The sequence below is a fragment of the Lentzea sokolovensis genome, from assembly GCF_033949975.1.
GTDB classification, from domain to species: Bacteria; Actinomycetota; Actinomycetes; order Mycobacteriales; family Pseudonocardiaceae; genus Lentzea; species Lentzea sokolovensis.
The window spans coordinates 177424-202349 of the sequence record NZ_JAXAVU010000011.1; the positions used below are offsets into that span (position 1 = coordinate 177424).

Below are 24926 nucleotides of genomic sequence, written 5' to 3' on the forward strand. Positions count from 1 at the left end.
ACATTGTTCCGGAATTTGAACGAACTATTGATTCCCTCCGCCCTCTGACCTCACAGTGGTACAGACCACTTATCGAAGGTCGGAGGGATTCAACGTGGAAACCCCTGCTCTCCACACACGACGATCCGTGCTCGCCCTCGCGTTGACCGCGCCCCTGCTCGTGGCCCCGGCGGCTCAGGCCCTCGCTCAGCCGCCGTCCGCGCAGTGGGTCTCGGCGCCGTACACCTACACCGTCCAGAAGCCGTACAACCTGGCGCTGAGCAGCCGTTACAAGCTCGAAGGCGGCGTCCACACGATGTGGGTGTACGACTACGACCAGCCGCACACCCAGGGCAGCCCGACGGATCCGCGCACCGAGATGCGCTTCAACCAGGAGTACTCCAGCGGGTCGCGCGCCTGGGAGGGCGAGATCTACATCCCGGCCGGCGTCAGCGGCCCGACCGTCGTGCAGATCCTGCGCGGCAGCCGCCCGGACGGCACCCGCGCCACCGACGTGATGCTCAACGTCGCCAACATCAACGGCGGCACCCTGCGCAAGGACAGCAACCAGGTCATCGCGACCGGCATTTACAACAAATGGTTCAAGATCCGCGTCGAACACACCGCCGTCGCGGGTGGCCGGGGCACCGTGAAGACCTACTACAACGGCGCTCTCAAACTCACCCACCAGGACGAGGGCCCGGCGACGCGCTATTTCAAGAACGGCGTCTACCACCACGGCAGCGGCCGCGCGGAGGCCCGTTTCCGCAACATCACCTACTGGCGCCAGTAATCCCTTCTTCCGGGACCCTAGAGTGAGGGCATGAGCTCACAGGTGGCGGTGGCATCGCTCGGCGGCACGATCACGATGACGGGCTCCGGTGCGGTGTCACCGACCCTGGGCGCCAAAGACCTGGTCCAGGGGCTGGAAGTGGGCGAGATCGCCACCCTCGCCACGATCCCAGGCGCCTCGCTGACGTTCACCACGCTGCTGGACGCCTTCGACTGGGCCGACAAGCAGGTTTCCCAAGGCGCACAAGGCGTCGTCGTCATCCAGGGCACCGACACCCTCGAAGAGACCGCGTACTTCTTCGACTGCCTGTGGCCGCACGACGAACCGATCGTCGTCACCGGCGCGATGCGGCACCCCGGACTCCCCGGCGCGGACGGCCCCGCCAACCTCGCCGCAGCAGTTTCCGTTGCGGCCGCCCAGAACTCACGCGGACGCGGCGCACTGCTCGTGCTGAACGACGAGATCCACGCCGCCCGCTGGGTCCGCAAGACGCACAGCAGCCTGCTGAACGCCTTCACATCGTTCCCCGGCCCGCTCGGACTCGTCGTCGAAGGCGCACCTCAGTACTTCCACCCCGCGCACCGGCTTCCGGCGTTGCCGCGACCTCTCGACGCACCGGCGGTTCCGCTGATCGAGGCCACTTTGGACGATGACGGTTCCGTCCTCGACTGGCTCAACGTCAAGGGCGCCGTCGTCGCGGCCGCGGGCGTCGGGCACGTGTCGACTGGTATGGCCGAGGCGATCTCGCGGGCCCAGTTCCCGGTCGTGGTCGCGACGCGGACGGGTGCTGGGACGACGTTCCGCGACACCTACGGCTTCACCGGATCCGAGTCGGACCTGATCCAGCGCGGGGTCGTGATGGCCGGGTGGTTGTGCCCGCGCAAGGCACGCGTGCTCCTCCGCCTCGCGCTCGGCTCGGAGAGTCCGATCGAGGACGTGTTCACGGCCCGCGGGGGCGTTTTCTGAGCTGCTGCTCGCCTGCGGGTTCTTCGACAGGCGGGCGCTGCTCGCTGAGGTCCTGATCTCGTTGTCCGGCAACGAGATCAGGACCACCGATCGCATCCTCTTCGACAGCGGCGACCGCGAGACGCTAGGCGACGTGGATCGCATTGGTCCTCGGTCTTCGGAGTGGGTCGATGTACGCGGGTGGGCGGAACGCGGGGAGGCCACCGAGCATCTGGATCTGCCACTCCGAGTGGTGGGCCAGGTCGTGGTGGCGGCGGCAGAGCAGGACGAGGTTGGCCGCGTTGGTCTCGCCGCCGTCGGACCAGAACCTGATGTGGTGCGCTTCGCAGTGCTTGGGCGGTCTGGTGCAGCCGGGGAAGGCGCAGCCCTTGTCACGGGCCACGAGGACACGGCGCAGCCCGGCGTTGATAGTCCGGGTCTTGCGGCCCACGTCGTAGATCTGGGAACGGCTGCCCAGCAGGGCGGGGATGATGCCCGCGTCGCAGGCGATCTTGCGGACCTGGCTCATCGGGAGGTGATCGCCGTTGTCCAGGAGAGCGCTGCCGATGCCCTTGCGGAGCCGGTCGTAATCGACCGTGACCGTCAGTTGGACGCGTTCGCCGCTGTAGATCCTGTCGCCGCTGGAGCGCAGGGCCAGGTCGACCACCTCGCACAGGGCGTCGCCCTCGCGTTCTGGTGCGAACCTCATGTCGTGGGGCTCGGGCTTGGCCAGTGGGGCGATCAGCGCGTCCAGCTTCGCGCCCGTCTCGGCGTCCAGGTCGGCGGACAGCAAGTACCGGCCCGCCCTCCACTGGCGCCGCAGGGAGTTCTTCGGCTGGACGGGCTCCGGCTCCTTGGGCTCCGGACCGTCCTGGTCGAGCCGGTAGGCCAGCTCCTTGCAGAACGCCTTTGCCGAGCGGGGTTCGTGCTGGAGCGCGTAACCGACGACGTGCTCCTCCGCCACGGAGGGCAGGCCGGCCATCGCCTCGGCCAGAACCTCCACGTGGTCCTCGGACAGCTCGCCCTCGGCCATCGCGGCTGCGACACCGGGCAGGGCTGGGCCGATTCTGGAACCCGTGGGCGTGATCGTGGGGCACAAGGCCTGCGCCTGCTTGATCTTGCGGCGCGAGACCTTGGGGTCCCACCGCAGTGTGTGCTTGAAGACCTCGATCAGATCCTTGTACCCCAGCGTTTCCGCCGCACCCTGCTGGTCCAGCGCGCCGATGATCTCGAGGACCTGGAACTGAAGCTGGTGCAGCGCACGGACTTTCCGCTTGAGCTCGTCGAGGAGCTCAAGCGGAGAGGCGAGTCCGAGTGCTGTCATGCGTTCATCGTGGCATGAACAGGTGTTCGAATTCCATTCCACGATCCGGTGAACGTGCAGGTCAGGCCCTATGACGCCGTGCGTGCTGCACGGCGCCATAGGTCATCACGTTTTCACCCGAACGAGCCCGTGGCATGGTTCAAATCCAAGCCATACCGTCACTGAGCATGACTGCGATCATTTCCACCCCGTACAGCCGGGATCTCGGCGACGAGCTGCGCCGTCTGAGGGAGACCTGCACCCAGTTCCACGGCCGTGCAATGGCCGTCCAGCTCGGCTGGGACCCGAGCAAGGTGTCCGACATCGAACTCGGCAAGGTGCGAGCGAGCGAGATCGACCTCGTCCAGTACCTGACGAGTTGTGGCAAGGACATCGACTTCATCGATGCGTTCCGCGGCCGCTACTACAACGCGTTCGACCTGTTCTTCGCACAGCTGCCGGACGACCTGCGCACACTCGCCATGGCCGAAGCGATCGCTACGAAGATCATCAGTCTCGACATCATGACGGTGCCCGGTCTCGTGCAGGTGGAGGACTACGCGCGGGAGCTGTTCGTCGATTCCCACATCGAGGCGCCGGAGGACATCGAGAAGTTCGTCCAAGCGCGCATGGAGCGGCAGGCGATCATGAGGCGACCGAGTCGCCCGGAGTGCTTGTTCTACGTACACGAGTTGGCACTTCGGATGCAGCTGGGCAGTGCTGCGGTCCGGGAAGATCAGTACCTGCGTCTCCTCTTCAACACCCACATCCTTCGGGTGGTGCCGGCGCACATCACGGCTTTCCGCTCGCCATGCGTGCTGTACGAGTTCGAGAAGGCATCACCGGTCGTGTACTGCGAAACCGACATGGCAAAGGTGTTCGCGCAGGACAAGACCGCCGTCGCGCGGGCGAGGAGGCTCTTTCAGCGGCTGGATGCCGTTGCCCTGGATGAGGAACAATCGCGGAGCAAGCTGATGGAGTACGTCAGCGGCCTGCGAGAGGACTCGGATGTTCCAGGAACGGACTTGGCGTAAGAGCAGCCACAGCGGTGGCAGCGGCTCGGGCAACTGCGTGGAGGTCTCTCTCGCCCAAGACGCGCTGGTGCGGGACACGAAGAACGCGAGCGGTCCGGTACTCGCGTTCTCCACCCCTGCCTGGCGCGCCCTGATCAACTCGCTCTGACCACCGACGTGTTCGCGGTCTCGACCGTCACCCGGACGGTCTGAGGCGCGAGCGACTGCAGGTACTGCGCGTGGTCCGAGCCGATCGTGTCGCTGAACGCGATGAACGCCAGGCGCGGCAGTTCGAACGCGGTCGTGGCGCAGAACTCCTCCAGGCGGTCGAACCCGCGCCGGATCCCGGTGGCGTCGAGGCCGAACACGGCGTGCCGGTCGAGCTTGGCGGCACCGACGTCGAGCAGGTGCAACGCGTGCATGGCGTGCGTGAACGCCATCGCGCACACCTCGACGCGCGAGCACGACATCAGCAGCGTCCGCACCATCGACGGGTGCAGCGACTTGCCGGACGTGCGCAGGACGACGTCGATTCCGGCGGCGCGGAACAGTTCGACGATCTCGAACAGGCCGGGGACTCCCAGCGGTTCCCCGCCTCCCAGCGTGACGGTCTCGGGGCGCATCGAGATGAGCGCCTGTGCGATGTGCAGCATTCGGTCGTGGCTGAGCCGCGCGTGTGCGACGTCCCAGGTGATGTCCATGCGATCGGGCCCCCTTCGGCGGATACGCCGATCCAAACGAGGGCGAAGTCCCTTCGTCAGGTGACCGGTGTCCCTACTTAGGAGGGACTTCCCAGCCCGGCCTCTCGGGCCCGCACGATGGCCTGTGCGCGATCGGCCACCTGGAGCTTGGTGAAGATCGCGGAGACCCGGTTGCGCACGGTCTTGCCCGACAGGCTCAGCTTGTACGCGATCGACGGGTTGTCGAGCCCGGACGCCATCAGCTCCAGCACGTCCCGTTCGCGGTCGGTGAGCTGCGGGAACAGCACGGCCTTGGACGACGAGATCGCGGTGAAGTAGCCCATCATGCGCTGGGCGATGGTGGCGCTGAAGATCGCCTCTCCGGCTCCTATCGCCTGCACCGCGCGCACGATCTCGTCGTCGTCGGTCGTCTTGACCAGGTAGCCGCGGGCTCCGGCCTTCATCGCCGCGAACACGAGTTCGTCGTCCTCGTGCATGGTCAGCACGAGGACACCGATGTCCGGCAACACCTCACGGATCTGCTTCGCGGCCTCGACCCCGCCCAGCACGGGCATGTGCAGGTCCATCACGACGACGTCCGGTTCCAGGTCGAGGACGACCTTGACGGCCTCCTGCCCGTCGGCGGCGTCACCGACGACTTCGAGGCCGTCCTCCCCGTCCAGCAACGCTTTCAGCCCGCGCCGGAACACCGGGTGGTCGTCCGCGATCACCACGCGCGTCACTGGGCCTCCAACGGGATCCGCGCCACCACCCGAGTGCCGTGTGGTTCCGCGGGTCCTACTGTGCACGATCCACCCAGCTCCGCGCACCGTTCCCGCATCGAGTCGAGGCCCACTCCCGGCTTGGAATCGGCCGCGACGCCGCGCCCGTCGTCCACGATCTCGACGATCAGGTCGCCGTCGGCCCGCACCGTGATCACGCACGTCGACGCGCCCGAGTGGCGGGCGGTGTTGGTCAGGGCCTCCGCGACGATCCGATAGGCCGCGACTTCCACGGCCGCGGACAGCCCCTCGATCTCCTCGGCCTCCACCTGAACCCGCAGGTCGCCGTTGAAGCGTGCGGCCTCATCGCGCACGGCCAATGCCAGGCCCTGGTCGAGGATCGGCGGCCGCAGCCCGTCCACGAGGCTGCGCACCTCGCCGGCCGTCGAGTCGACGTCGCCCAGCACCGGGTCCAGCACGTCGCCCAGCGAGCGGCGCAACGCCTTGAGCTGCAACCGGATCCCGACCAGCGCCGGTCCGACGCCGTCGTGCAGGTCGCGCCGCAACCGCAACCGTTCCTCTTCGCGGGCGCGCACGAGCCGTTCGCGGGCGAGTTGGAGGTCGGCGGTCAGCTTGATCGACTGCGCGGCCGGGGCGGTGGAGCGGGCGAGGTCGACGAGCAGACTCAGTTCCTGGTCGCTCAGCCGTTCGTCCGGCGCCCGCGGCTCGACGACGAGATCGCCGACGGAAGAACCCCGGTACGTCATGGGAAAGCGCAGCTGCGGCCATCCGCGACTGCGTCCGTGCTCGGCCAGCACCGACCCACCGCGAATCGCCACGTACGGCAATTTCAACGACTCCGCGACGGTCTGCGCGACCGTCGGCAGCACGTCCTGCGAGCGTTCGAGCTTCTCGCTCAACGTGGACAGGGTCGCGTAAGGATCGGAGCGCTGGCCGTACAGCCACTGGTCGAGCTTGCGCTGCACCCAGCTGCGAATCGGCGCGAACGCGAGCCCCGCCGCGACCACGCCGATCACCTCGGCGTCGTTCGTGAACAGCTGGCCCGCGCCGACCATCACACCGAGGTAGACGAGCAGCAGCACCACGGTCAACGTGCCGTAGAGCAACGACCGGTGGATCAGCAGGCTGATGTCGTACAGGCCGTACCGCACGATCGCGATGACCGCGGCGGCCGGAAACGCAAGTACACCAACGATCCACGCGATGTGCCCGTCCGTCGTCTCGACCACGGTCGCCACTCCGGCCAGCGTCAGCAGCGCGAACGCCCACACGAGCAACCGGCGTTCGTCCCCTTCGGCCCTCCGCCACCGCAGTGCCAGGGAGACCACGGCCGCCAGCACGGAGACCCCGGCCGCGAGCACGGCGACGAGCGTGATCGTCTTCGCGAGCCCACCGCCGCTGCTCTGCCAGAACGAGGCGGGATCGCCCCACGACGCCCAGGCGATCCCGATCGTGCCGGCGACAGCGCTGAACAGCGACGCGCCGATGGCGATCCACCAGCGGTTGCTCAACGGCCTGCCGTTGGGGAAGACCAGTGCCACAGCGGGCAACAACGCGTACGTGGGCCACCAGACCCACGCCTCGACCCATCGGGCGGGATGGTCTTCGGGCTGACCCGCGACCGCGATGGCGACGGCGCCGAACACGCCCATGGCCAGCAGCAACCACCCGACGGACGACCTGCGGACGTGGCCGATCACCCGCACCCCGAGCAGGGTGCAGGCGAAGGCGACCAGCCAGTTCCGCGGATGCGAGACCGCGCCGGTGACCGCTGTGTGCACGACGGCGAAGAGCACACAGGCGGCCACCAACGCGCCAACGACTCGGGCGAGGGTGACCTCGCGCCGAGTCAGTCGCTGAGCCAGTGCCACAGGTTGTGGAACGGAGAACCGGCGTCGAGGGTGGAGAGCCCACCCGGCCAGCCCTGGAACGTCATGATCCGGTGGCGGAGCTCTTCGACGGTCACCGGCTTGGCCGGCTGGTGAGAGTGATCGAAATCGACGTCCCCAGGCGGCGCGTTCATCGCGCGCGCCTGAAGCTCCGCGTACCAGGCGAGGAGCTCTTCGTCGGACATGTGCGAGAAGTACGGCGGTACTTCCACGTTCTGCCGGGGTTTCGACATGCCTGGAAGGAGTCATGGGCACTCGTCTGGATACACGAGTGCCCACGAACTTCTGAGAACTTTCTCGGATCAGCTCACGGCAGGACCTGGATCTTGCGGCCCTTACCGGCCTTGAACTGGTCCAACGCCCCGGCGTAGTCGGCCAGCGGCACCCTGTCACTGATGAAGATCTCGGGGTCCAGTACTCCGGTCGCGAAGAGGTCTGCCGCCCGTTCGAACGAGTGCAGCACCGCCATCGAGCCGGTGATGGTGATCTCCTGGTTGTAGATCTTGTACGGCTCGATGGTCACGCGGGCCGAGTAGTCCGAGACTCCGAACTGGAGGAACGTGCCGCCCTTGGCGACCCGCCCGATCCCGTCCTGGATGGCCTTCTCGTTGCCGGTGGCGTCGATGACGACGTCCCAGCCCTGCGGCCGGTCCAGCTCGTCCGCGTTCGCCGCGACAGCCGTGACGCCGAGCTGACGGGCCGTTTCGAGGCGTTCCGCGTTCAGGTCCACGACCTCGATCGACGACGCGCCGGTCAGCTTGCCGAGCTGCAGCATCATCAGGCCCATCGTGCCCGAGCCGTAGATCAGCACCCGCGACGCCATCTGCGACCGCAGCACGTCGTAGCCGCGCACCGCGCACGACAGCGGCTCGATCAGCGCCGCGTCCTCGGTTCGCACGTGGTCCGGCAGCTTCACGCAGTTGGCCACGGGCGCCTTCGCGAACTCCGCCGCGCCACCGGACGTCGTGACGCCGATGGCCGCCCAGCGCTCGCACAGGTTGTTCTTGCCGGAACGGCACATCCGGCACTCGTGGCAGTAGAGCGACGGGTCGACGGCCACGCGGTCGCCGACCTTCAGCTCGTTGACCTGCGAACCGATCTCGACGATCGTGCCGGCGAACTCGTGGCCCGGCACGACCGGCAGGGTGGGAGCGAACTCGCCCTGCAGGATGTGCAGGTCCGTGCCGCACAACCCGCAGGCCGCCACGTCGACGACCACTTCGCGGGGACCGCAGGTGGGATCGTCCACAGTGGTCACTTCGACGGACCCGACGCCGGTGATCACTGCTGCTTTCACTTGACTGCTCCCAACGAGAGGCCCTGGACGAGCTTGTCCTGAGCGGCGAACCCGGCGATGAGCACCGGTAGGGAGACCACGACCGCCGCGGCGCAGACCTTGGCCAGGAAGAGGCCCTGCGACGTGACGAACCCGGTCAGGTACACAGGCGCGGTACCGGCGACGACACCGGTGAGCACCCGTGCGAAGAGCAGCTCGTTCCAGCTGAAGATGAAGCAGATCAACGCCGTCGCGGCGATGCCGGGCATCGCGATCGGTGCCACCACCCGGCGCAGGGTCGTGATCAGCCCGGCGCCGTCGATCGAGGCCGCTTCGAGGATCTCCTTGGGGACCTCGGCGAGGAACGACCGCATGAGCCACACCGCGATCGGCAGGTTCATCGAGCAGTACAGCAGCGTGAGGAACGAGATGTTGTCGAGCATCCCGGAGAACTGCGCGATCAGGTAGATCGGCAGCAGCGCCGCGACGACCGGCATCATCTTGGTGGACAGGAAGAAGAACAGGACGTCCGTCCACTTCTCCACCGGCTTGATCGACAACGCGTACGCGGCCGGGATCGCCAGCAACAGCACGATGATCGTCGATCCGATCGAGGCGCTGAACGAGTTGATCAGCGGCGGCCACGCACCGGCGTCGAAGAACTCCGCGTACCCGTCCAGCGTCAGCGGCGCCGCGATGGACGGCGGGTTCGTCGCCGCGTCCGACTCGCTGTGCAGCGAGGTCAGGAACATCCAGGCCACCGGAGCGAAGAACACGATGCCGGCGAACCAGGCGAGCACACCCCAGATCCTGCTCATCGCTTCTCCTCCTTGAACAGCGAGGACACCGTGCGCAGCGCGAACGTCGCGATCAGGATCGACCCCGCCACCACGATGACGCCGGCCGCGGAGGCCTCGCCGTACTCGTGGGCCTGGTAGAAGGTCTGGTAGATCATGTACGGCAGGTTCGCCGTGCCCAGACCACCGGACGTGATCGTGAAGACCGCGTCGAAGTTCTGCACGATGTAGATCGACCCGAGCAGCCCGCCGAGCTCCAGGTACTGGCGCAGGTGCGGGAACGTCAGGTACCGGAAGATCTGGAACGACGACGCGCCGTCGATCGTGGCCGCCTCGACGGGTTCGATGGGCTTGCTCTGCAGGCCCGCCAGCAGGATCAGCATCATGAACGGCGTCCACTGCCACACCAGCGACAGCACGACGGCGCTCATCGGCATGGTGCTGATCCAGTCCGGCTGGGCGTCGAAGCCCAGCCAGTTCAGGATTCCGTTGAACAGGCCGTACTCCGGGTTGTAGAGCACGTGCTTCCAGATCAGCGCCGCCGCCACCGGGACCACGAGGAACGGCGCGATGAGCATGGTGCGCACGAACCCGCGGCCCTTGAACTTCTTGTCCAGCAACAACGCCAGCCCGAGTCCGAGGACCAGGCTGATCAGCACCACCGACGCGGTGAGCACGATCGTGTTGACGACCGAGGACCGCAGATCGGGGTCGGTGAAGACGTTGACGTAGTTGTCGAAACCGGCGAACCCGCGGCTGCTCGGGTCGAGCGAGTTCCACTTCATGAACGAGATGACCAGCGTCGCCACGAACGGCAGCTGCGTCACGATGATCAGGAAGATGAGCGCGGGCAGCAACGGCGCCCGCCGCGCCCACTTCGGATAGCTCCTGCGGGGGGCGGGAGGCGGCCGGTCCACCACCGGCCGCTCCCGCTCTATGACCGCCATGTCACTGTCCCTTGTACTTCGCGGCGACCTTCTCGGCGAGTCCTTGCCCGTTGTTCAGCGCGTCGTCCACCGTCACCGCGCCCGCGATCGCCGAGCTGATCTGCTGCGACACCTGGGTTCCCAGGTCAGTGAACTCGGGGATGCCGACGAACTGGATGCCGGGCGCGGGGCGTTCCTGCACACCGGGGTTGAGCGGCTTCGCACCCTTGATCGCGGTCTCGGCGGCTGCGGCGAACGAACCGGAGGACTGCTTGTACTCGGGACGCTGGTAGGTCGACGAACGCTTGCCGTCCGGCACCTTCGCCCAGCCGACGTTCTTGCCGACCAGTTCCTCGTAGCCCTTGCCGGACGCCCAGGAGATGAACTTCCAGGCAGCGTCCTGCTTCTTCGAGGCCTTCTGGATGCCGAACGCCCAGGTGTAGAGCCAGCCGGAGGTGTCGGTCTTCACGACCGGCGCCTGGGCGAAGCCGAGCTTGCCCTTGATCGGCGAGTCGTCGGCTTCGAGCAGACCGGCGGCGACCGTGGCGTCGTACCACATCGCGACCTTGCCCTGCGTCATGTTGTTGAGGCACTCGGCGAACCCGGCCTGCGGAGCGCCCGACTCACCGTAGTTGCGGACGAGGTCCACGTAGAACTTGGTGGCCTCCTTGAACTCCGGCGCGTTGACCTGCGCCTGCCAGTCCTTGGTGAACCACGTGCCGCCGTAGGTGTTCACGACCGTCGTGAGCGGGGCCATGACCTGGCCCCAGCCCGGCTGGCCGCGCAGGCAGATGCCGCGAACCTCCGGAGTGGAGACCTTCTGGGCGGCCTCGGCGACCTGCGCCCAGGTCGGCTTCTCCGGCATCGTGATGCCCTTGGCCTCGAAGAGGTCCTTGCGGTACATGAGGAACGACGACTCGCCGTAGAACGGCTGCGCGTACACCTTGCCGTCGGCCGCGGTGAGCGACTGCTTGATCGGCTCCAGGATGTCGGCCTGGTCGAAGCCGCTGTCCTTGGACACGAAGTCGTCCATCGGCGCGAGCCAGCCGTTCTTGGCGTACATCGGCGTCTCGTAGTTGGAGATCGTCGCGACGTCGTACTGGCCCGCCTGGCTGGAGAAGTCCTGGCTGATCTTGTCGCGGACGTCGTTCTCCGGCAGCACGGTGAAGTTCACCTTGATGCCCGTGTCCTTGGTGAAGTTGTCCGCGGTGAGCTTCTGCAGGTCCTGCATCTGCGGGTTGTTCACCATCAGGACGTTCACCGAGTTCTCACCACCAGCCCCGCCACCGGCACCCGAACAGGCGGACGCGAGCAGCAACACGGCGGTGGCGGCCCCGAATGTGCGAAGTGGTGTGCGAATCGACGGCATCGTCGGTTCCTTTCAAGGGTTTTTGGGCGCGCTGAAGAAGGGGGATGTCGCGCCCAAATTCGAGGGCGTTCAGGCTCTGATGACCTTGGGGCCTAGCAACGTGTAGCGGTGGGCCTCGTGCGCGCTGAGGCCGCTGTCCGTGACGACCGCCTCCAGATCGGAGACCTCGGCGAACCGGTGGAAGCTGGAGACGCCGAACTTCGTGTGCGTCCCGACGAAGATCTTGCGCCGGGAAGCGTTGAGCGCCTTGGCCTTCACCGCGCCGACCGCCGGGTCGGGCGTGGTCAGGCCGTGCTCGCGGGAGATGCCGTTCGCGCCGATGTACGCGAGGTCGATGACCATCTCGCCGAGCATCCTGGTGGTCCAGTGGTCCACAGTGGCCAGTGTGTGGCCCCTGACGCGGCCGCCCAGCAGCAGGACGGTGCACGACGGGTGCTCGGACATCGCCGCCGCGGTCGGCAGCGACGCGGTGATGATCGTGAGCGGGTTGGTCGTGGGCAACGCCTCCGCGACGAGTTGCGGCGTGTAGCCCTCGTCGATGAAGACCGTTTCGGCGTCGTCGAGCCGTTCGGCGGCGGCCTTCGCGATCCGCCGCTTCTCCGGGACGTGCGACCCGGCGCGGAACCGGAGTCCTGTCTCGAAGCCGGCGCTCTCGACGGGGACACCGCCACCGTGCGTGCGGCGCACGAGGCCGTGTTCGTCCAGTACGCGCAGGTCACGCCGGACCGTCTCGGGTGCGACGCGCAGTTCCTGCGCCATCTCCACCACGTCGACGCGGCCGTCGGCGCGGGCCCTGGCCAGGATGCGCCGCTTGCGTTCCTCGGCTCGCATGTCACCTGCCCACTCGGCTCTTGGGTTGCCCGTTCGGGCCGTGCATAGATGAAACACCCTCGAAACATTGTGGTGAGTGCCACAACTGGGTGAGATCCTGCCCGATTTATGCCCGGTTCGCAGTGCGTGACGGTGTGTTCACGCAGGTCGATCAGAGCGGGCATGCCCGAGTCCCGGTGCCGTTCTGCCCGCAATGCCCCCATGTGGGCAAAACGAGTGAGCGGTCGTGGTCACAGTTCGACCACAACCGCTCACTGTCTCTCAGTTCGTTCCTAGCTCAGCCAGGCGGCCGCGTCCCTCGGGAGCCTGCCGTCCTCCAGCGGGACGCTTGACAACGTTGGCACGCCCGGCAGATCGATCGGCGCGTCCGACAGGTTGACGACGCACGTGTGGTCGCCGCGCTTGAACGCCAGCACGTTCTCGCCGAGGTCGAGCCACTCCAGGTCGCCGTCGATGCCGCGACGCTGCGCGAACACCTGGCGGTACAGGGCGAGCATCGAGTCGGGGTCGTCCGTCTGGACGGCGACCGAGAAGTCCTGCCAGTTCTCCGGCTGGGGCAACCAGCTCGGACCGTCCTCAGCGGACCAGGGGAGCGGCACGCGGCAGCCGTCGCGGCCCCGGTCGGTGAAGCCGGAGCGGTGCCACACCGGGTCCTCGCGCAGCTCGTCCGGCAGGTCCTCGACCTCCCAGAGTCCGAGTTCCTCGCCCTGGTAGACGTACACACCGCCGGGCAGCGCGGCCGTGAGCATGATCGCCGCACGGGCGCGACGGGTGCCGAGCTCGAAGTCGGTCGGGGCGCCGTGCTGCCTGTCCGCGAAGGAGAACCCCGTCTTCTCGCGGCCGTAGCGGGTCACGTGCCTCGTGACGTCGTGATTGGACAGCACCCAGGTCGGTGGTGCGCCAACGGGTTCATGCGCGGCGAGCGTGCTGTCGACGACGCTGCGCAGTTCGTCCGCGTTCCACGGGCAGCAGAGGAAGTCGAAGTTGAACGCGCTGTGCATCTCGTCCTGCCGGAGGTACCGGGCGAACCGGACCGGGTCCGGCAGCCACATCTCGCCGACGAGGATGCGGTCGCCGTCGTACTCGTCGACGATCTGCCGCCACCTGCGGTAGATCTCGTGCACGCCGTCCTGGTCGGAGTAGGGGAGATCCACGTCGGGCTTGCTGAAGTCCTTGACCAGGCCGTCCGCCACGTCGATGCGGAAGCCGTCGACACCGCGGTCGAGCCAGAACCGCAGGATGTCCTCGAACTCGTCGTGGACGACCGGGTTCTCCCAGTTGAAGTCCGGCTGCTCGGCGGCGTAGAGGTGCAGGTACCAGCGGCCGTCCGGAAGCTTGCTCCACGCGGGGCCGCCGAAGCGCGACTGCCAGTCGTTCGGGATCTCCTCGGTGTCGCGGACGTGGAAGCGATCCCACAGTCCGTCCTTGAACCACGGGTGCTGGTCGCTGCTGTGGTTCGGGACGAGGTCGATGATGATCCGGATGCCGAGCCCGTGCGCGTCCGCGATGAGCTTCTCGGCGTCGGTGAGTGATCCGAACACCGGCTCGATGTCGCGGTAGTCCGCTACGTCGTAGCCGCCGTCGGCCAGCGGGCTCGGGTACCACGGGTTGAGCCAGATCGCGTCGAAGCCGAGGCTCGCGATGTGCTGGAGCTTGGCGCGGAGGCCGGCCAGGTCGCCGATGCCGTCTCCGTTGCCGTCCGCGAAGCTGCGCAGGTAGACCTGGTAGATGGATGCGTTGCGCCACCAACTCATCTGGTGTCCTTTCAGCCTTTTACGCCGCCCGCGGTGAGCCCCGCGAGGATGTGCCGCTGGAACGCCAGGAACAGCGCCACCATCGGCAGGCTCGCCAGCACGAGGCCCGCGAGCAGGAGGTTGATCGGGGTGTCCGGAGCGAAGCGTTGAAGCGCGACACTGAGCGTCTGCTTCGCCGGATCGGGGAACACGAGCAGCGGCCAGATGAAGTCCTTCCACGCCGCCACGACCGCGAAGATCGAGACGACGGCGAGGATGGGGCGAGAGATCGGCAGCACGATGCGGACGAGGGTCGTCCACGTTCCCGCGCCGTCGATCCTGGCCGCTTCGAGGAGCTCTTCCGGGATCTGGTCGAAGAAGCGCTTGAGCAGGTACACGTTCAGCGCGTTCGCCGCGGCCGGCAACCAGATGCCCGCCGGGTTGTTCAGCAGATCGAGGTCGGTCAGCGTGAGGTACACGGGGACCAGCACGGCCGTCGACGGCAGCATCAGCGTCGCCAGCATCAGGCCCATGATCGCGTTGCCGAAGATCGGGCGGAGTTTGCTGAGCGCGTAGGCCGCGGGCACGATCACGGCCATCTGCACGGCCCACGCGCCGATCGCGACGACGAACGTGTTGAGGAAGAACCGGCCGAGGTCCATGTAGTTCCAGGCGTCGACGTACGCGCCAGGCTCCCAGGTCTCCGGCAGGATCGTCGGCGGTTGCTGCGCCAGTTCCGCCGGCGGTTTGAACGCGCCGATCAGCACCCAGACCAGCGGGAGCAGGAACGCCGCGGTGAACAGGACCAGCGTGCCGGCGAGGACGATCCAGTACGCCGGGCCCGTTCCCCTCGTGAGAGTCCTCATGCGTCGGCCTTCTTCGTGATCTTGAGGTAGAGGAAGGAGAAGACGCCCAGCACCGCGAAGAGGATGAGGCTCAGCGCGCTCGCGGTGCCGAAGTCGTTGTAGTAGAAGGCGTAGCGGTACAGCAGCAGGAGCACGGTGACCGTGGACTCCTCCGGGCCGCCGCCGGTCATGATGAACGGCTCGGTGAAGATCTGCATCGTCGCCACGACCTGGAGCAGCAACAGCATCAGGATCACGAACTTGGTCTGCGGGATCGTGACGTGCCAGACCTTCCTGACGATCCCCGCGCCGTCCAGGTCGGCGGCCTCGTACAGCTCACCGGGGATGGTCTGCAGCGCGGCCAGGTAGATCAGCGTGGCCGAGCCCATGTTCGCCCACGTGATCACCAGGACGAGGCTGATCATGCTGGTGTCGGCGGAGTCGAGCCACTGGGACGTCGGCAGCCCGAGTCCTCGGAGGACGGAGTTGAACAGGCCGGGTCCCGGGTCGTAGAACCACTTCCACAGCAGGGCCGTGACGACCGGCGGCAACATCACCGGCAGGTAGACCAGCAACCGGAAGTAGCCCTTGGCGTGCCGCAGCTCGTTGAGCACCACGGCCGTCAGGAACGGGACGCCGAAACCGAGAACCAGCGCCAGAAGCGTGAAGTACAGCGTGTTGCGCCACGCCACCCCGAACAGCGGGTCCGCGAAGAGTCGCTCGAAGTTCTCCCAGCCCACCCAGTCGGGACTCGTGACGAAGTTGACCTGCTGGAAGCTCAGGACCACCCCGCGCACGATGGGGTACCAGGAGAACACCGCGAAGACGACCAGCGCGGCACTCAGGAAGCCGTACGCGGTGACGTGGCGCCGCACTTACTTCACCTGCGCCAGAACGGCGTTGACCTTGGTCTCGGCGTCTTTCAGCAGAGCCGCGTGGTCAGCGTCCTTGTTCGTCAGCACGGCCTGCACGACGGAGTCGAGAATCGCGTAGACCTGCTGCGCCTGCGGCGGTTCGAGCGAGCCCTTCGTGGACTCCGAACCGTCCACATAGGCCTGGAAGTTCTTCACCGGCATGGTGGCGTACTTGGCCTTCAGGTCTTCCTGCTGCTTGCGCGGCTCACCGGTCCAGATGTCCGCGATCGGCGGGATCGGCAGGCCCACGGGCTGACCGCGGTCCTTGTACTTCTGCAGGTTGCCCTCGAGGCGGTCCGGGTTCAGGTACTTCCACTGGATCCACTTCAGGCCCGCCTTGATCTTCTCCGGCGTGGCCTTCGGGTTGATCATGTAACCCTCGCCGCCGAGCAGGGTTCCCTTCTGCTCCGGGATCGCGGCCAGGCCGTAGTCGTCGTACTTGCCCTTGAACTGGTTGACGATCGCGGCGACGTTGTCCGGCGCGGCCAGGTACATGCCGAGCTGCCCGGCGCCCATCATGTTCTGCACGTCGCCGATCTCCAGGAGCTGCTTCTCGCCCATGGAGTTGTCGTCCCAGCGCATCTCCTTGAGCCTGCGCAGGACTTCCTTGCCCTTGTCGTTGTTGAAGTCGGCCTTGTAGGTGTCGCCGTCCTTGCGGGCGATGTCACCGCCGACGGACTTCATCCAGGTGGTGAAGTGCCAGCCGCCCTGGTTGCTCTTGCTGTACTCGGCGAACCCGGTGACACCGGCGTCCTTGAGCTTCTTGGCGGCGGCGCGAACCTCGTCCCACGTCTTCGGTGGCTGATCGGGGTTCAGGCCGGCCTTGGTGAAGTTGGTGCGGCTGTAGAGCAGGCCCATCGTGTAGTTCGCGGTGGGCAGCCCGTAGACCTTGCCGTCGACCGTGAATACGTCCTTCAGCTCCTGCTTGAGGTCGCCGTAGTGCGGGACGTCCTTGACGTAGTCGGTGAGGTCGGCGGCCTGTTTTCTGGCGATGAGCGCGGCGGGATCGGTGAAGTAGACGTAGAAGACGTCTTCGAGCTGACCGCCGGCGAGCTTGGCGGAGAACGTCTTCGGGTCCATGAACCCCTCGTGCGGCACGAGGTCGATGTCCTGGTTCTGCTTCTCGAACTCCGCGACGTCCTCGTCGAAGACCTTGCGGTCGAACGCCTGAGTCTGCGGCGGCTGACCATTGATGTTGATCGTGACCTTGCCGCCGGGCTCAGTCGTGGAACCGCTCCCACAGGCGGCGGTGCTCAGAACGAGGACACCGCCTAGCAGCACGGCAGCGGACTTCTTCATGGTGGGGCCGCCCTTCTCGCGAGCGCGTCGATGTGACGGCGACCATAAGTCCCCGTTACATCTGAACGCAATATCCAGACGAAAACTCGCAAGAAGACGACTGTGCTCGTTACCTCACCGGCGCACTGGACGCCCGCACCACCAACTCCGGCTCGAACAGCAACTCGTCCGGCGCCACCGCGTTGCCGGAGATCTGGTTGGCCAGCAGCTCGACGGCCGCCCGCCCCATCGCCTCAATGGGCTGCCGCACCGTCGTAAGAGGCGGATCAGTGCAGGTCATGAACGCCGAATCGTCGTACCCGATGATCGACACGTCCTTGGGCACGTCCAATCCGGCCCGCCGCACGGCCCTGATGGCGCCGAGCGCGAGCGGGTCGCTGGCGCAGATGATCGCCGTGACCCCGCGCTGCACGAGCTTCATCGCCGCAGCCTGCCCACCTTCAAGGCTGAACATGGCGTGCTCGACGTCCGCGCCACCGCACTTGTCGATGGCCTGCATCTTCCGCTGGCTGGGCACGTGATCCGGCGGCCCGAGCACCGCCCCGATCCGCTTGTGCCCGAGCGACGTGAGGTGCCCGTACGCCTGCTCGACGGCCACCGCGTCATCACACGACACCCGCGGAAACGCCAGGTCGTCTATAGCGGCGTTGACCAGCACCGCAGGCAACTTCCGCGACATCATCTGCTGGTAGTGCCCATGGCTCGCGTCCTTCTGCGCGTACAGCCCGCCGGCGAACACGATCCCGCTGACGTGCTGCTCCAGCAGCAGCTCCAGGTACTCCGCCTCCGTCACCCCGCCGGCCGTCCGCGTGCACAACACGGGCGTGAACCCCCGTTGCGCCAGCGCGTTCCCGACCACGTCCGCGAACGCGGGGAAGATCGGGTTCTGCAGCTCGGGCAACACCAGCCCGACGAGCCGCGCCCGTTCGCCTCGCAGCTGCGTCGGCCTCTCGTAACCCAGCACGTCAAGTGCCGTGAGCACGGCACTCCGCGTGGCGTCCGAGACACCCGGCTTGCCGTTCAGCACCCGGCTGACGGTGGCCTCGCTGACCCCGACCTTGGCCGCGACCTCGGCCAGCCTCCGTTGCGTCATGGCGCAAGTGTACGCAATTTCTTGCGCTCGCTTGCAGCACCACGCTCACCCTCCGGGCAGGCGCCCGCAGGGGCACGTCGTGGCTAGGCTCCAAGGCCATCCGCAGGTGAGGGAGACCGAGATGGCCACCGACCCGCTCAAACCCGTTCCCGCCCCGGTTCCGCAGGATCCCGAACGCTCCTGCTGGCCGCTGAAGCCGGTGAAGCCGGTCCGCGGAGTCGACTGGTTCCTGCGCATGCCCAACGGCGGCGGCACGGTGTACGCGAGGCCGATTGACTGAGCTTCACGTGGTCGCGATCTGGTGACTCAGCCCATCGCCTCGCGCCACAGCAACGCCACCCCGTGCCCCGGCAGCAACCACGACCGCACGTCCAGGTCGACCAGGTCGGTCGCCTCCAGCCATTGGGCGGCAGCGGTCGCCGACTTGAACGTGAACGGCATGACCCGGAACTCGTGCCTGGGGGACTGGTCGACCGCCAGTTGCGTCGCGTCGAAGCTGATGGTGTCCACAAAGGACGGATAGGGTGACTGCCAGTAGCAGAATCCGTCGTTGGTGCGTTGCAGGGTGCGCGACGAGATGGTGAGTCTGCGGATCGCGCGGACCACGTGGTCGTCGGCGATGCCGTTGAGATCGCACTCGAAGATCCGCAGATCACCCAGGTGGTCGTGCGGGCTGAGCTTTCCCAGCGGGGCCATGGGCTGCCGGAAGAACCTCAGGTAGTTGGCCCACTGGTCGAATCTCACCTCGACCGGCGGGATCTGGCTGGGTTGCACCGAACGGGGCTGGTCCTCGTGGTCGAGGTAGTCGATGTCGATCTTGGTGGAGTCGAGCAGGTCGTCGACGGATTCGAGGAACAGCGACGGGTCCGGGATGAAGTACAGCTCGAACAACGGGTAGCGGCAGGCGGCGCTGATCGTGTCGCGCAGGGTGGCGTTCGACGTCGCGAAGATGACGAAGCGATCAGTGGGGACGTCCCTGCGGAACTGGTACCGCTGGGTCGTCATCAGGTGGTAGGTCTTGGTGTCGATGCCCTGCAGTCGCAGCTTCACCGTGGTGCCGGTGCTGATCGTCAGGTCGCCGCCGTGCGGACGTACGCCCTCGCCGCCGAGAACACCCGCCACCACGTCGTCGTTGGCCTGATCCGCTCCGTACACGGTCGACAGGAACGTGCGGAGGACTTCGGACGGCAGCAGGTGCCGGACGATGCCGGGCCCGGAGATCCGGCCGATCTCCGCGACGAGGCGCTTGTGCAGGAACAGTTCGTAGGCGGCGAGAAGGAAGCCCGCCAAGGCCGGCAACGGCCAGAGCACGACCAGTGTGTCGTGCAGCAGGCTTCGTGAAGTGGGTTGCCACAGCAGGACCGCGGTCAGGTCGGCGGCTGCGACGACGATCAGCAGGATCGCGACGGCCAACGCTTGTTTGTGCCTGCGCGCCGCCACCACCTGGTCGCCGCCCCCTCACTCCACCCGGTCGTCCATACATGGTGGGAGTGATGACGGATCAGCGCCAGACCCTTTCGGTCCTTGTCGTATCAGCAACGCGTCAGCGCGACTTGCCCCAGATCGGGTTGTCCGACACCCCGACGTAGGTGCTGAGCGTCGCCTTCGGCTGCGTGTCGTCGGCGGCCACGTCGTTGTACAGGCCGAGAAGGTGAGTGGTCATCGCGCTCTTCGCGCCCACCTCGTCGTGCCGGCGGAGGAACCAGATCACCTGCTCGTGCTCGTTCGCCGAACGGTTGTGCACCTCGCGGGACGGATGCGCGTGCCGCTTGCAGTCCTGCAGACCGGGCACGAGCACCTGGTACATCTGCTCCAGAAGTTCGTTGTGCGACGCGCGGATCAGCGCCGAGTGGAACTCCTCGTCCGACTCGATCACCTCCTGCGTGTCGTCGACAGGTGCCCGCTGATAGCGGTGGTTCAGCTTCGCCAGCTCGTCCAGTTCGCCGTCACCCGCGCGCACGGCCGCGAGACTCGCGGCGGTGGTCTCCAGGGCGATCCGCACTTCCAGCAGGTCCGTCTGGGAGAACTGCCGGGCGGCGAGCCTGCCTTCCAGGTGCTCTTCGACGGCGGCGAGGTCGGTGCGACGCACGTACCAGCCCAGGCCGCGGCGGACCTCGACGATGCCCTGCAACTGCAGCCGTTGCAGCGCTGTACGCAGCGACGACCGGGCGACATCCAGTTTGCGTGCCAGTTCCGGCTCGGTGGGGAGGCGGTCACCGGCTTTGAGGGTGCCGCCGATGATCTGCTCCCGGAGCTTCTGCTCGATGAGTTCCGGGAGGGGCCGTCGCGAATCCGGCGAGAGCGACCAGCTCTCGCCGAAATGGACGTCGTCGGCGGGCATTGGTCCAGGGTAGGCCTGTTGCCTGTCGGTTGCAACTTGTCTGGCAACCTGGCGACCGTTGACAGACAACCTACAACACGAGACGCTTGTAGCAGGCGAGACGCCCAGGACCGCCCACACCTGGGAGCACGTGCTCGCTCAGTCGGGAGGAAACGAGATGTCCACAGGGAGTGCACTCGGAATCGCCGGAGCCGTCGCAGTCGCCGTCACCGCCATCGGATGGCGCACCGTGCTCACGATGGTCGCCGTCTCGATCATCGCGCTTGCCGTCGTCGGCTTCGTGAACGTCACCAGCATCATGTTCGGCTGATGAGACCCAGCAACCCGGTGCCCGGTCAGCGTCCCCCAGGCGCAGGCCGGGCACCGGTCTTCTAGGGGGATCCCGCTATCGCGGCAGTGACGCAGGTCGCTATCTTCCCGCGACAGGGAGCTTTCGGTGGTCACGCCGGCTCCACGCCGCCGGGTACGTGAACACGGGGTCTTCGATGTTGGTTTCTCCATCAGCACCTGCACTGCATGCGCGGCTCGCACCCGCGGACGTGCTGGTCGACGAGCGCCGCGCGCTCTACCGCGTTGCCGTCGAACTGTTCGTGCCCGGAACGGAGATGTCAGACAACCTCCTCGACCATCCGATCGTGCGCTATGAGATCGGGCGCGCCCTCGCGGGGCATGGCGACGTGGACCTGGAGGCGCTGCACGAGGCCGCCGCGATGGACGTGCGGGACGCCGGCATCGCGGTGGCGTCCGACCCGGCGGCAGCCGAGCGGCTCGAAGCGCCGTTGCGCATCATCGCCCCACCCGGTCAGGCGCCGCAGCCGCTCACCGAGGCGGACGGAGAGCGGTTCGAGACGGCGATCAAGATCGTGGCCGAGGGCGTCGACCTGTTCAGGCGACTCTCACCCGCGATGGCCGGCGACCTGCTGGCCCACGTGTCGATGCTCGCGGTGCTCAAGGCGGAGACGTCCGGGGGAGTGGTCTCCGCGTCGTCGCGATACGTGCCCGGAATCGTGCTGATCGACGAGCCCGTGAGCCCGATGGAGGTGGCTGAGGCCCTCGTGCACGAGGGCGCGCACGAGAAGTTCTTCGACTTCGCCATCACACGAGAGTTCCTCGACGCGCACGCCGAAGACGCGGAGTACTTCGAGAACTCCTGGTCTCACGCCCGATGGCCCCTGGAACAGACCTTCGCGGCCTGGCACGCCTACACCTGTCTCAGCCAGTTCTTCCTGGTGTCCGACTCGGAACAGCTCGGCCCGCACTCCTTGCTGCCCAAGGCGCGGGAGCGGGCCGCGGAGATCGGCGACTGGTTGCTGGCACACGAGCACGACCTCTTGCCGGACGCACGGTGGTTGCTGCACGCGCTCGCGGGCCAAGTGGCCGGTGCTGCGGAAGAGGTGTCCACTGCGGATGTGTCCCTCCTCGCCACCGGCATCCGCGAGGACGGGAAGTTCCAGGTGCTGCCGGACGTGGCGTACCGGCTCACGAAGAGCGGTCGCGCCGTGGCGGGCCGCATGGAGGAACGGCCGGAGATCTTCTGGCTCGACCCCGACGCCGGCTGGGTGCTGAACGAGTGCCGCCACGCGCCGGTGCCGTTCGAGCTGCTGCTCGCGAACGCCGCCGAGCAGTGGCAGATCGACGTGCCCGAGACGCGGCGGCGCCTGGCAGCCGCTCTGGGGTCGTTGCACGTGTTCTCGATCATCGAAGCGAGTGAGTGACTCAGATCTTTCGAGAAGGAACCATGACCACCTCGAACCGGTTTGCCCGTCAGCAGCAGTTCCCTCAGGTCGCGGGGGTACGGCTCCCGCGACTGCCCCCTTTGGCGGGCGTGCCGGAGAGGCGGTCCGTGGTGCCGATCGAGTGGTTCCGGCGCATGCCGAACGGCGGTACGGTCTACCTGCGCCCGCCACGTTGATCTTGTTGGTGGCACCGCCCACCGCTGCAGGTATTTCCGTATCGAATGAGTAATGCGTTCATTTCCATTGGCTGAGTGAGTAGCGCTTCGGGCGGCCGCCGGGAGCAGTTGTTCCGCCGCACGGCCCATCGCGGTCCTGTCTGTTGACCTGCATGTGCGGGCCTCACGCTTTCGTGTTCCAAGCGGCGAACGTGCAGGTGAGGCCCCCTGCAAGGCGTTGTAGACTTCCGCATCCGGTCCACCCGGTGTGCCACAAACCCCTAGGTGTTCGACGCCGCTACCACTCGTTTTCGGCGCGCGTCGGGACGCTGGGCGATGAATTTCGTTCGAGGTAACGATTCACGCTCGCCGGGAACATCAATTCGACGCCCTCTTGGGGTCGTGTTTGGCGACTCTCGGTGACTTGAGCGTTCTTCGGACTACGCCCCGAACCATTCGTCGAGAAGGAACCATGACCACCCCGAACCAGCCTGACGGTCGGCCTCAGCCCTCCAGCGGTGATGGAGATCCAGACCCGCACGTCTCCGTCGCGAAGGTGCGGATCCGCGTAGTGGTTCCGCAGACTCAGCTGCACGACATCCTCGCTGCCCTTCTTGATCGCAAAAAGGACGAGGACGGCAGCTAGCGCCGGCAGCCGTGTGGCGTGCCGGATGATCTTGCGGGAGAGCGGCCCGAGTTGTGCGAGTTTCCGGCCGATTGCAGAGGCGAGCGCAATTCTTCTATTCCTGGCTGAGTGAGTCGTGCTTAGGATGACCGTCGGGAGCAGTTGTTCCGCCGCACGGCCCATCGCGGTCCCGCCTGATGTCCTGCATGTGCGGGCTGAACGGCGGGCCTCACACTTTCGTGTTCCAAGCAGCGAACATGCAGGTGAGGCCCCTTGCGCGGCGTTGTAGACTTCCGCATCCGGTCCACCCGGTGTGCCACAAACCCCTACGTGTTCGACGCAGCCACCACTCGTTTTCCGGCGCGCGTCGAGACGCTGGGCGATGAATATCGTTCGAGGTCACACTCAGGCGAACCGGGTATCACCAGCTCGACACCGTCTTGTGAACGAGTCGTGGCTGAGGGCTTCCCCGGGTATCCGGTCGGTGTTCCTCGGGCGAGGCCCCGAACCATTCGTCGAGAAGGAACCATGACCACCCCGAACCAGCCTCTCGGTCGGCCCCAGATCCCCCTTGGTGCCGGCGTTCCTGTTCCCCACCTCCCCACTGGTGTGGGTCCGGTGCTCGGCCAGCCCGTCACCCCCGTTGACTGGTTCCGGCGCATGCCGAACGGTGGCACGGTGTTCCTCAAGCCCGCCGAGGTGGCGCAGAACGACTGAGAGTCGTTCGGCGCCTGTGTGCTTGCGAAGGGGTCTGCCCGTCGGGCAGGCCCCTTCGGCGTTTGGTCGTTTGGGGATGCGACCTCACGGAGGGGTAACAACTCGGCCACAAGGGTGAAGTCGTTCGTCATCTAGACCGTTCGGGGGACGTCGATCGTCTTAGATCGCCGCATCCATCAACCCCCACGGAGTAACCCGATGCGTCTGACGCCTCTGAGAAGATCCGGCCTGCTCGGCGCCACCGCCGTGGCTGCCGTGGCCACCCTCACCCTGGTGACCACCGCGTTCGCCCAGCCCGACAAGCCGGCTCCGACGTCTGGTGACAGCCGCGCGGTCGCGTACGCGGGCAACGTCGACATCAGCCACAAGGACGCCTGCACCGTCGGTGGGCTTACCGGCACCCCGATCGCGCCTGGCGAGTTCACCTTCACCGGCGGCGTCGACCAGCTGGACGTGGACATCACCGCCGCCCCCGCGGGCGTGACGGTCACCGGTGTCGTGGTCAAGGGCGCGGACGCCTACAACGTCTACCTCGCCGACAAGCTCGGCGCGCTGCCGTGGAACGACCTGCGGTCGCCGGACAAGAACGGCAAGGCCCCGGCCATCAGCCACTGGTACGGCTGCGGCATCAAGGACACCACGACCACCACCACGACCACGACGACCTCCACGACGACCTCCACGTCGACGGTCACGCACTCGTCGTCCCCCAGCTCGACCACGAGCACCACCACGACGACCACCACCTCTGGTGAGGTCGCGCCGACCACGACCACGACGGTCGCGCCCGTGCCTGTCGCCGACGAGGACGACCTGGCCTCCACCGGCTTCGGGTCCGCCTGGCTGCTCGGCCTCGGTGCCGCGCTCGTCGCCGCTGGTGCCGCTGTGCTGCTCGTGATGCGCAGGCGTCGCGCCTAGTACCAC

At 66.9% G+C, this 24926-nt stretch carries 28 protein-coding genes; 11 read left to right on the forward strand and 17 right to left on the reverse strand.

Features of this window, described 5'->3' with window-relative positions:
- Positions 1-94 precede the first annotated feature (94 nt).
- Positions 95-772 carry a polysaccharide lyase family 7 protein gene (locus tag SK854_RS27670; protein WP_319978036.1) on the forward strand — a complete coding sequence of 226 codons (678 nt, stop codon included), beginning with the start codon at positions 95-97 and terminating at the stop codon, positions 770-772.
- 30 nt (positions 773-802) lie between these two features.
- A complete protein-coding gene (locus tag SK854_RS27675) occupies positions 803-1738 on the forward strand; it encodes an asparaginase (protein WP_319978037.1) in 936 nt (311 codons plus the stop codon).
- A 124-nt stretch (positions 1739-1862) separates the two neighbouring features.
- Here the strand turns inward: SK854_RS27675 and SK854_RS27680 are convergent, their stop codons facing one another.
- Positions 1863-3041, reverse strand: coding sequence for an HNH endonuclease signature motif containing protein (locus SK854_RS27680; protein WP_319978038.1), 1179 nt, complete (start codon positions 3039-3041; stop codon positions 1863-1865).
- Between the two features lie 167 nt (positions 3042-3208).
- Here SK854_RS27680 and SK854_RS27685 point away from each other — a divergent pair, with 167 nt between their 5' ends.
- Entirely contained in the window at positions 3209-4054 is an 846-nt protein-coding gene (locus SK854_RS27685) for a helix-turn-helix domain-containing protein (RefSeq protein WP_406601838.1), read from the forward strand.
- Positions 4029-4202 carry a DUF397 domain-containing protein gene (locus SK854_RS27690; protein ID WP_319978040.1) on the forward strand — a complete coding sequence of 58 codons (174 nt, stop codon included), beginning with the start codon at positions 4029-4031 and terminating at the stop codon, positions 4200-4202. Before SK854_RS27685 ends, SK854_RS27690 begins: the two co-directional genes overlap by 26 nt.
- Here the strand turns inward: SK854_RS27690 and SK854_RS27695 are convergent.
- The 14 genes from SK854_RS27695 to SK854_RS27760 all read right to left on the reverse strand — a co-directional run bounded on the left by SK854_RS27695 (position 4189) and on the right by SK854_RS27760 (position 18428).
- Positions 4189-4734, reverse strand: coding sequence for a radical SAM protein (locus SK854_RS27695; protein ID WP_319978041.1), 546 nt, complete (start codon positions 4732-4734; stop codon positions 4189-4191). The genes SK854_RS27690 and SK854_RS27695 overlap by 14 nt on opposite strands.
- A 77-nt stretch (positions 4735-4811) precedes the next feature.
- Positions 4812-5456, reverse strand: coding sequence for a response regulator transcription factor (locus SK854_RS27700; protein ID WP_319978042.1), 645 nt, complete (start codon positions 5454-5456; stop codon positions 4812-4814).
- Positions 5453-7327, reverse strand: a complete 1875-nt coding sequence (locus SK854_RS27705) for a sensor histidine kinase (RefSeq protein ID WP_319978043.1) — start codon at positions 7325-7327, stop codon at positions 5453-5455. Before SK854_RS27705 ends, SK854_RS27700 begins: the two co-directional genes overlap by 4 nt.
- Positions 7306-7578 (reverse strand): hypothetical protein, encoded by a 273-nt coding sequence (locus SK854_RS27710; RefSeq protein WP_319978044.1) that lies wholly within the window; start codon positions 7576-7578, stop codon positions 7306-7308. Before SK854_RS27710 ends, SK854_RS27705 begins: the two co-directional genes overlap by 22 nt.
- Positions 7579-7652: 74 nt before the next feature.
- Positions 7653-8642, reverse strand: coding sequence for a zinc-dependent alcohol dehydrogenase family protein (locus SK854_RS27715; protein ID WP_319978045.1), 990 nt, complete (start codon positions 8640-8642; stop codon positions 7653-7655).
- Positions 8639-9439, reverse strand: a complete 801-nt coding sequence (locus SK854_RS27720; RefSeq protein WP_319978046.1) for a carbohydrate ABC transporter permease — start codon at positions 9437-9439, stop codon at positions 8639-8641. The genes SK854_RS27715 and SK854_RS27720 overlap by 4 nt, the downstream gene beginning before the upstream one ends.
- Positions 9436-10365 carry a carbohydrate ABC transporter permease gene (locus SK854_RS27725; RefSeq protein ID WP_319978047.1) on the reverse strand — a complete coding sequence of 310 codons (930 nt, stop codon included), beginning with the start codon at positions 10363-10365 and terminating at the stop codon, positions 9436-9438. Before SK854_RS27725 ends, SK854_RS27720 begins: the two co-directional genes overlap by 4 nt.
- Position 10366: 1 nt before the next feature.
- Entirely contained in the window at positions 10367-11713 is a 1347-nt protein-coding gene (locus SK854_RS27730; protein ID WP_319978048.1) for an ABC transporter substrate-binding protein, read from the reverse strand.
- Between the two features lie 69 nt (positions 11714-11782).
- Positions 11783-12544: a DeoR/GlpR family DNA-binding transcription regulator gene (locus SK854_RS27735; protein ID WP_093598618.1), complete on the reverse strand. Its 762-nt coding sequence runs from the start codon at positions 12542-12544 to the stop codon at positions 11783-11785.
- A gap of 272 nt (positions 12545-12816) precedes the next feature.
- Positions 12817-14298 (reverse strand): glycoside hydrolase family 13 protein, encoded by a 1482-nt coding sequence (locus SK854_RS27740; RefSeq protein WP_319978049.1) that lies wholly within the window; start codon positions 14296-14298, stop codon positions 12817-12819.
- An 11-nt stretch (positions 14299-14309) separates the two neighbouring features.
- Positions 14310-15143, reverse strand: a complete 834-nt coding sequence (locus SK854_RS27745) for a carbohydrate ABC transporter permease (protein WP_319978050.1) — start codon at positions 15141-15143, stop codon at positions 14310-14312.
- Positions 15140-15997 carry a carbohydrate ABC transporter permease gene (locus tag SK854_RS27750; protein WP_319978051.1) on the reverse strand — a complete coding sequence of 286 codons (858 nt, stop codon included), beginning with the start codon at positions 15995-15997 and terminating at the stop codon, positions 15140-15142. The genes SK854_RS27745 and SK854_RS27750 overlap by 4 nt, the downstream gene beginning before the upstream one ends.
- The gene (locus tag SK854_RS27755) at positions 15998-17335 is read right to left on the reverse strand and encodes an ABC transporter substrate-binding protein (RefSeq protein ID WP_319978052.1); all 1338 of its coding nucleotides are present in this window, start codon (positions 17333-17335) and stop codon (positions 15998-16000) included.
- A 109-nt stretch (positions 17336-17444) separates the two neighbouring features.
- Positions 17445-18428 (reverse strand): LacI family DNA-binding transcriptional regulator, encoded by a 984-nt coding sequence (locus SK854_RS27760; protein ID WP_319978053.1) that lies wholly within the window; start codon positions 18426-18428, stop codon positions 17445-17447.
- Between the two features lie 121 nt (positions 18429-18549).
- Here SK854_RS27760 and SK854_RS27765 point away from each other — a divergent pair, with 121 nt between their 5' ends.
- Positions 18550-18708 carry a hypothetical protein gene (locus SK854_RS27765; RefSeq protein WP_319978054.1) on the forward strand — a complete coding sequence of 53 codons (159 nt, stop codon included), beginning with the start codon at positions 18550-18552 and terminating at the stop codon, positions 18706-18708.
- A gap of 26 nt (positions 18709-18734) precedes the next feature.
- Here the strand turns inward: SK854_RS27765 and SK854_RS27770 are convergent, their stop codons facing one another.
- Both SK854_RS27770 and SK854_RS27775 read right to left on the reverse strand, forming a co-directional pair.
- Positions 18735-19841, reverse strand: coding sequence for a hypothetical protein (locus SK854_RS27770; RefSeq protein WP_319978055.1), 1107 nt, complete (start codon positions 19839-19841; stop codon positions 18735-18737).
- Between the two features lie 130 nt (positions 19842-19971).
- Positions 19972-20769 (reverse strand): FadR/GntR family transcriptional regulator, encoded by a 798-nt coding sequence (locus tag SK854_RS27775; protein WP_319978056.1) that lies wholly within the window; start codon positions 20767-20769, stop codon positions 19972-19974.
- 157 nt (positions 20770-20926) lie between these two features.
- On the opposite strand from SK854_RS27775, the gene SK854_RS27780 reads away from it, so the two are divergent.
- The 6 genes from SK854_RS27780 (at position 20927) to SK854_RS27805 (ending at position 24920) form a co-directional block, all read left to right on the forward strand.
- Positions 20927-21079, forward strand: a complete 153-nt coding sequence (locus SK854_RS27780; protein ID WP_189158876.1) for a hypothetical protein — start codon at positions 20927-20929, stop codon at positions 21077-21079.
- Between the two features lie 175 nt (positions 21080-21254).
- Positions 21255-22484 carry an aKG-HExxH-type peptide beta-hydroxylase gene (locus SK854_RS27785; protein ID WP_319978057.1) on the forward strand — a complete coding sequence of 410 codons (1230 nt, stop codon included), beginning with the start codon at positions 21255-21257 and terminating at the stop codon, positions 22482-22484.
- A 23-nt stretch (positions 22485-22507) separates the two neighbouring features.
- Entirely contained in the window at positions 22508-22681 is a 174-nt protein-coding gene (locus tag SK854_RS27790; RefSeq protein WP_319978058.1) for a hypothetical protein, read from the forward strand.
- A 451-nt stretch (positions 22682-23132) separates the two neighbouring features.
- Positions 23133-23306, forward strand: coding sequence for a hypothetical protein (locus tag SK854_RS27795; RefSeq protein WP_319978059.1), 174 nt, complete (start codon positions 23133-23135; stop codon positions 23304-23306).
- Between the two features lie 507 nt (positions 23307-23813).
- A complete protein-coding gene (locus SK854_RS27800) occupies positions 23814-24002 on the forward strand; it encodes a hypothetical protein (protein ID WP_319978060.1) in 189 nt (62 codons plus the stop codon).
- A gap of 198 nt (positions 24003-24200) precedes the next feature.
- Positions 24201-24920, forward strand: a complete 720-nt coding sequence (locus tag SK854_RS27805; protein WP_319978061.1) for an LPXTG cell wall anchor domain-containing protein — start codon at positions 24201-24203, stop codon at positions 24918-24920.
- The last annotated feature ends 6 nt before the right edge of the window (positions 24921-24926 follow it).

Bases quoted from the DNA above. Each gene is read 5' to 3' on its own strand.
- SK854_RS27675 (WP_319978037.1), top strand. From the start codon at position 803: ATGAGCTCACAGGTGGCGGTGGCATCGCTCGGCGGCACGATCACGATG.
- SK854_RS27680 (WP_319978038.1), bottom strand. From the start codon at position 3,041: ATGACAGCACTCGGACTCGCCTCTCCGCTTGAGCTCCTCGACGAGCTC.
- SK854_RS27685 (WP_406601838.1), top strand. From the start codon at position 3,209: ATGACTGCGATCATTTCCACCCCGTACAGCCGGGATCTCGGCGACGAG.
- SK854_RS27690 (WP_319978040.1), top strand. From the start codon at position 4,029: ATGTTCCAGGAACGGACTTGGCGTAAGAGCAGCCACAGCGGTGGCAGC.
- SK854_RS27695 (WP_319978041.1), bottom strand. From the start codon at position 4,734: ATGGACATCACCTGGGACGTCGCACACGCGCGGCTCAGCCACGACCGA.
- SK854_RS27710 (WP_319978044.1), bottom strand. From the start codon at position 7,578: ATGTCGAAACCCCGGCAGAACGTGGAAGTACCGCCGTACTTCTCGCAC.
- SK854_RS27720 (WP_319978046.1), bottom strand. From the start codon at position 9,439: ATGAGCAGGATCTGGGGTGTGCTCGCCTGGTTCGCCGGCATCGTGTTC.
- SK854_RS27725 (WP_319978047.1), bottom strand. From the start codon at position 10,365: ATGGCGGTCATAGAGCGGGAGCGGCCGGTGGTGGACCGGCCGCCTCCC.
- SK854_RS27730 (WP_319978048.1), bottom strand. From the start codon at position 11,713: ATGCCGTCGATTCGCACACCACTTCGCACATTCGGGGCCGCCACCGCC.
- SK854_RS27735 (WP_093598618.1), bottom strand. From the start codon at position 12,544: ATGCGAGCCGAGGAACGCAAGCGGCGCATCCTGGCCAGGGCCCGCGCC.
- SK854_RS27740 (WP_319978049.1), bottom strand. From the start codon at position 14,298: ATGAGTTGGTGGCGCAACGCATCCATCTACCAGGTCTACCTGCGCAGC.
- SK854_RS27745 (WP_319978050.1), bottom strand. From the start codon at position 15,143: ATGAGGACTCTCACGAGGGGAACGGGCCCGGCGTACTGGATCGTCCTC.
- SK854_RS27755 (WP_319978052.1), bottom strand. From the start codon at position 17,335: ATGAAGAAGTCCGCTGCCGTGCTGCTAGGCGGTGTCCTCGTTCTGAGC.
- SK854_RS27760 (WP_319978053.1), bottom strand. From the start codon at position 18,428: ATGACGCAACGGAGGCTGGCCGAGGTCGCGGCCAAGGTCGGGGTCAGC.
- SK854_RS27765 (WP_319978054.1), top strand. From the start codon at position 18,550: ATGGCCACCGACCCGCTCAAACCCGTTCCCGCCCCGGTTCCGCAGGAT.
- SK854_RS27775 (WP_319978056.1), bottom strand. From the start codon at position 20,769: ATGCCCGCCGACGACGTCCATTTCGGCGAGAGCTGGTCGCTCTCGCCG.
- SK854_RS27780 (WP_189158876.1), top strand. From the start codon at position 20,927: ATGTCCACAGGGAGTGCACTCGGAATCGCCGGAGCCGTCGCAGTCGCC.
- SK854_RS27785 (WP_319978057.1), top strand. From the start codon at position 21,255: ATGTTGGTTTCTCCATCAGCACCTGCACTGCATGCGCGGCTCGCACCC.
- SK854_RS27790 (WP_319978058.1), top strand. From the start codon at position 22,508: ATGACCACCTCGAACCGGTTTGCCCGTCAGCAGCAGTTCCCTCAGGTC.
- SK854_RS27795 (WP_319978059.1), top strand. From the start codon at position 23,133: ATGACCACCCCGAACCAGCCTGACGGTCGGCCTCAGCCCTCCAGCGGT.
- SK854_RS27800 (WP_319978060.1), top strand. From the start codon at position 23,814: ATGACCACCCCGAACCAGCCTCTCGGTCGGCCCCAGATCCCCCTTGGT.
- SK854_RS27805 (WP_319978061.1), top strand. From the start codon at position 24,201: ATGCGTCTGACGCCTCTGAGAAGATCCGGCCTGCTCGGCGCCACCGCC.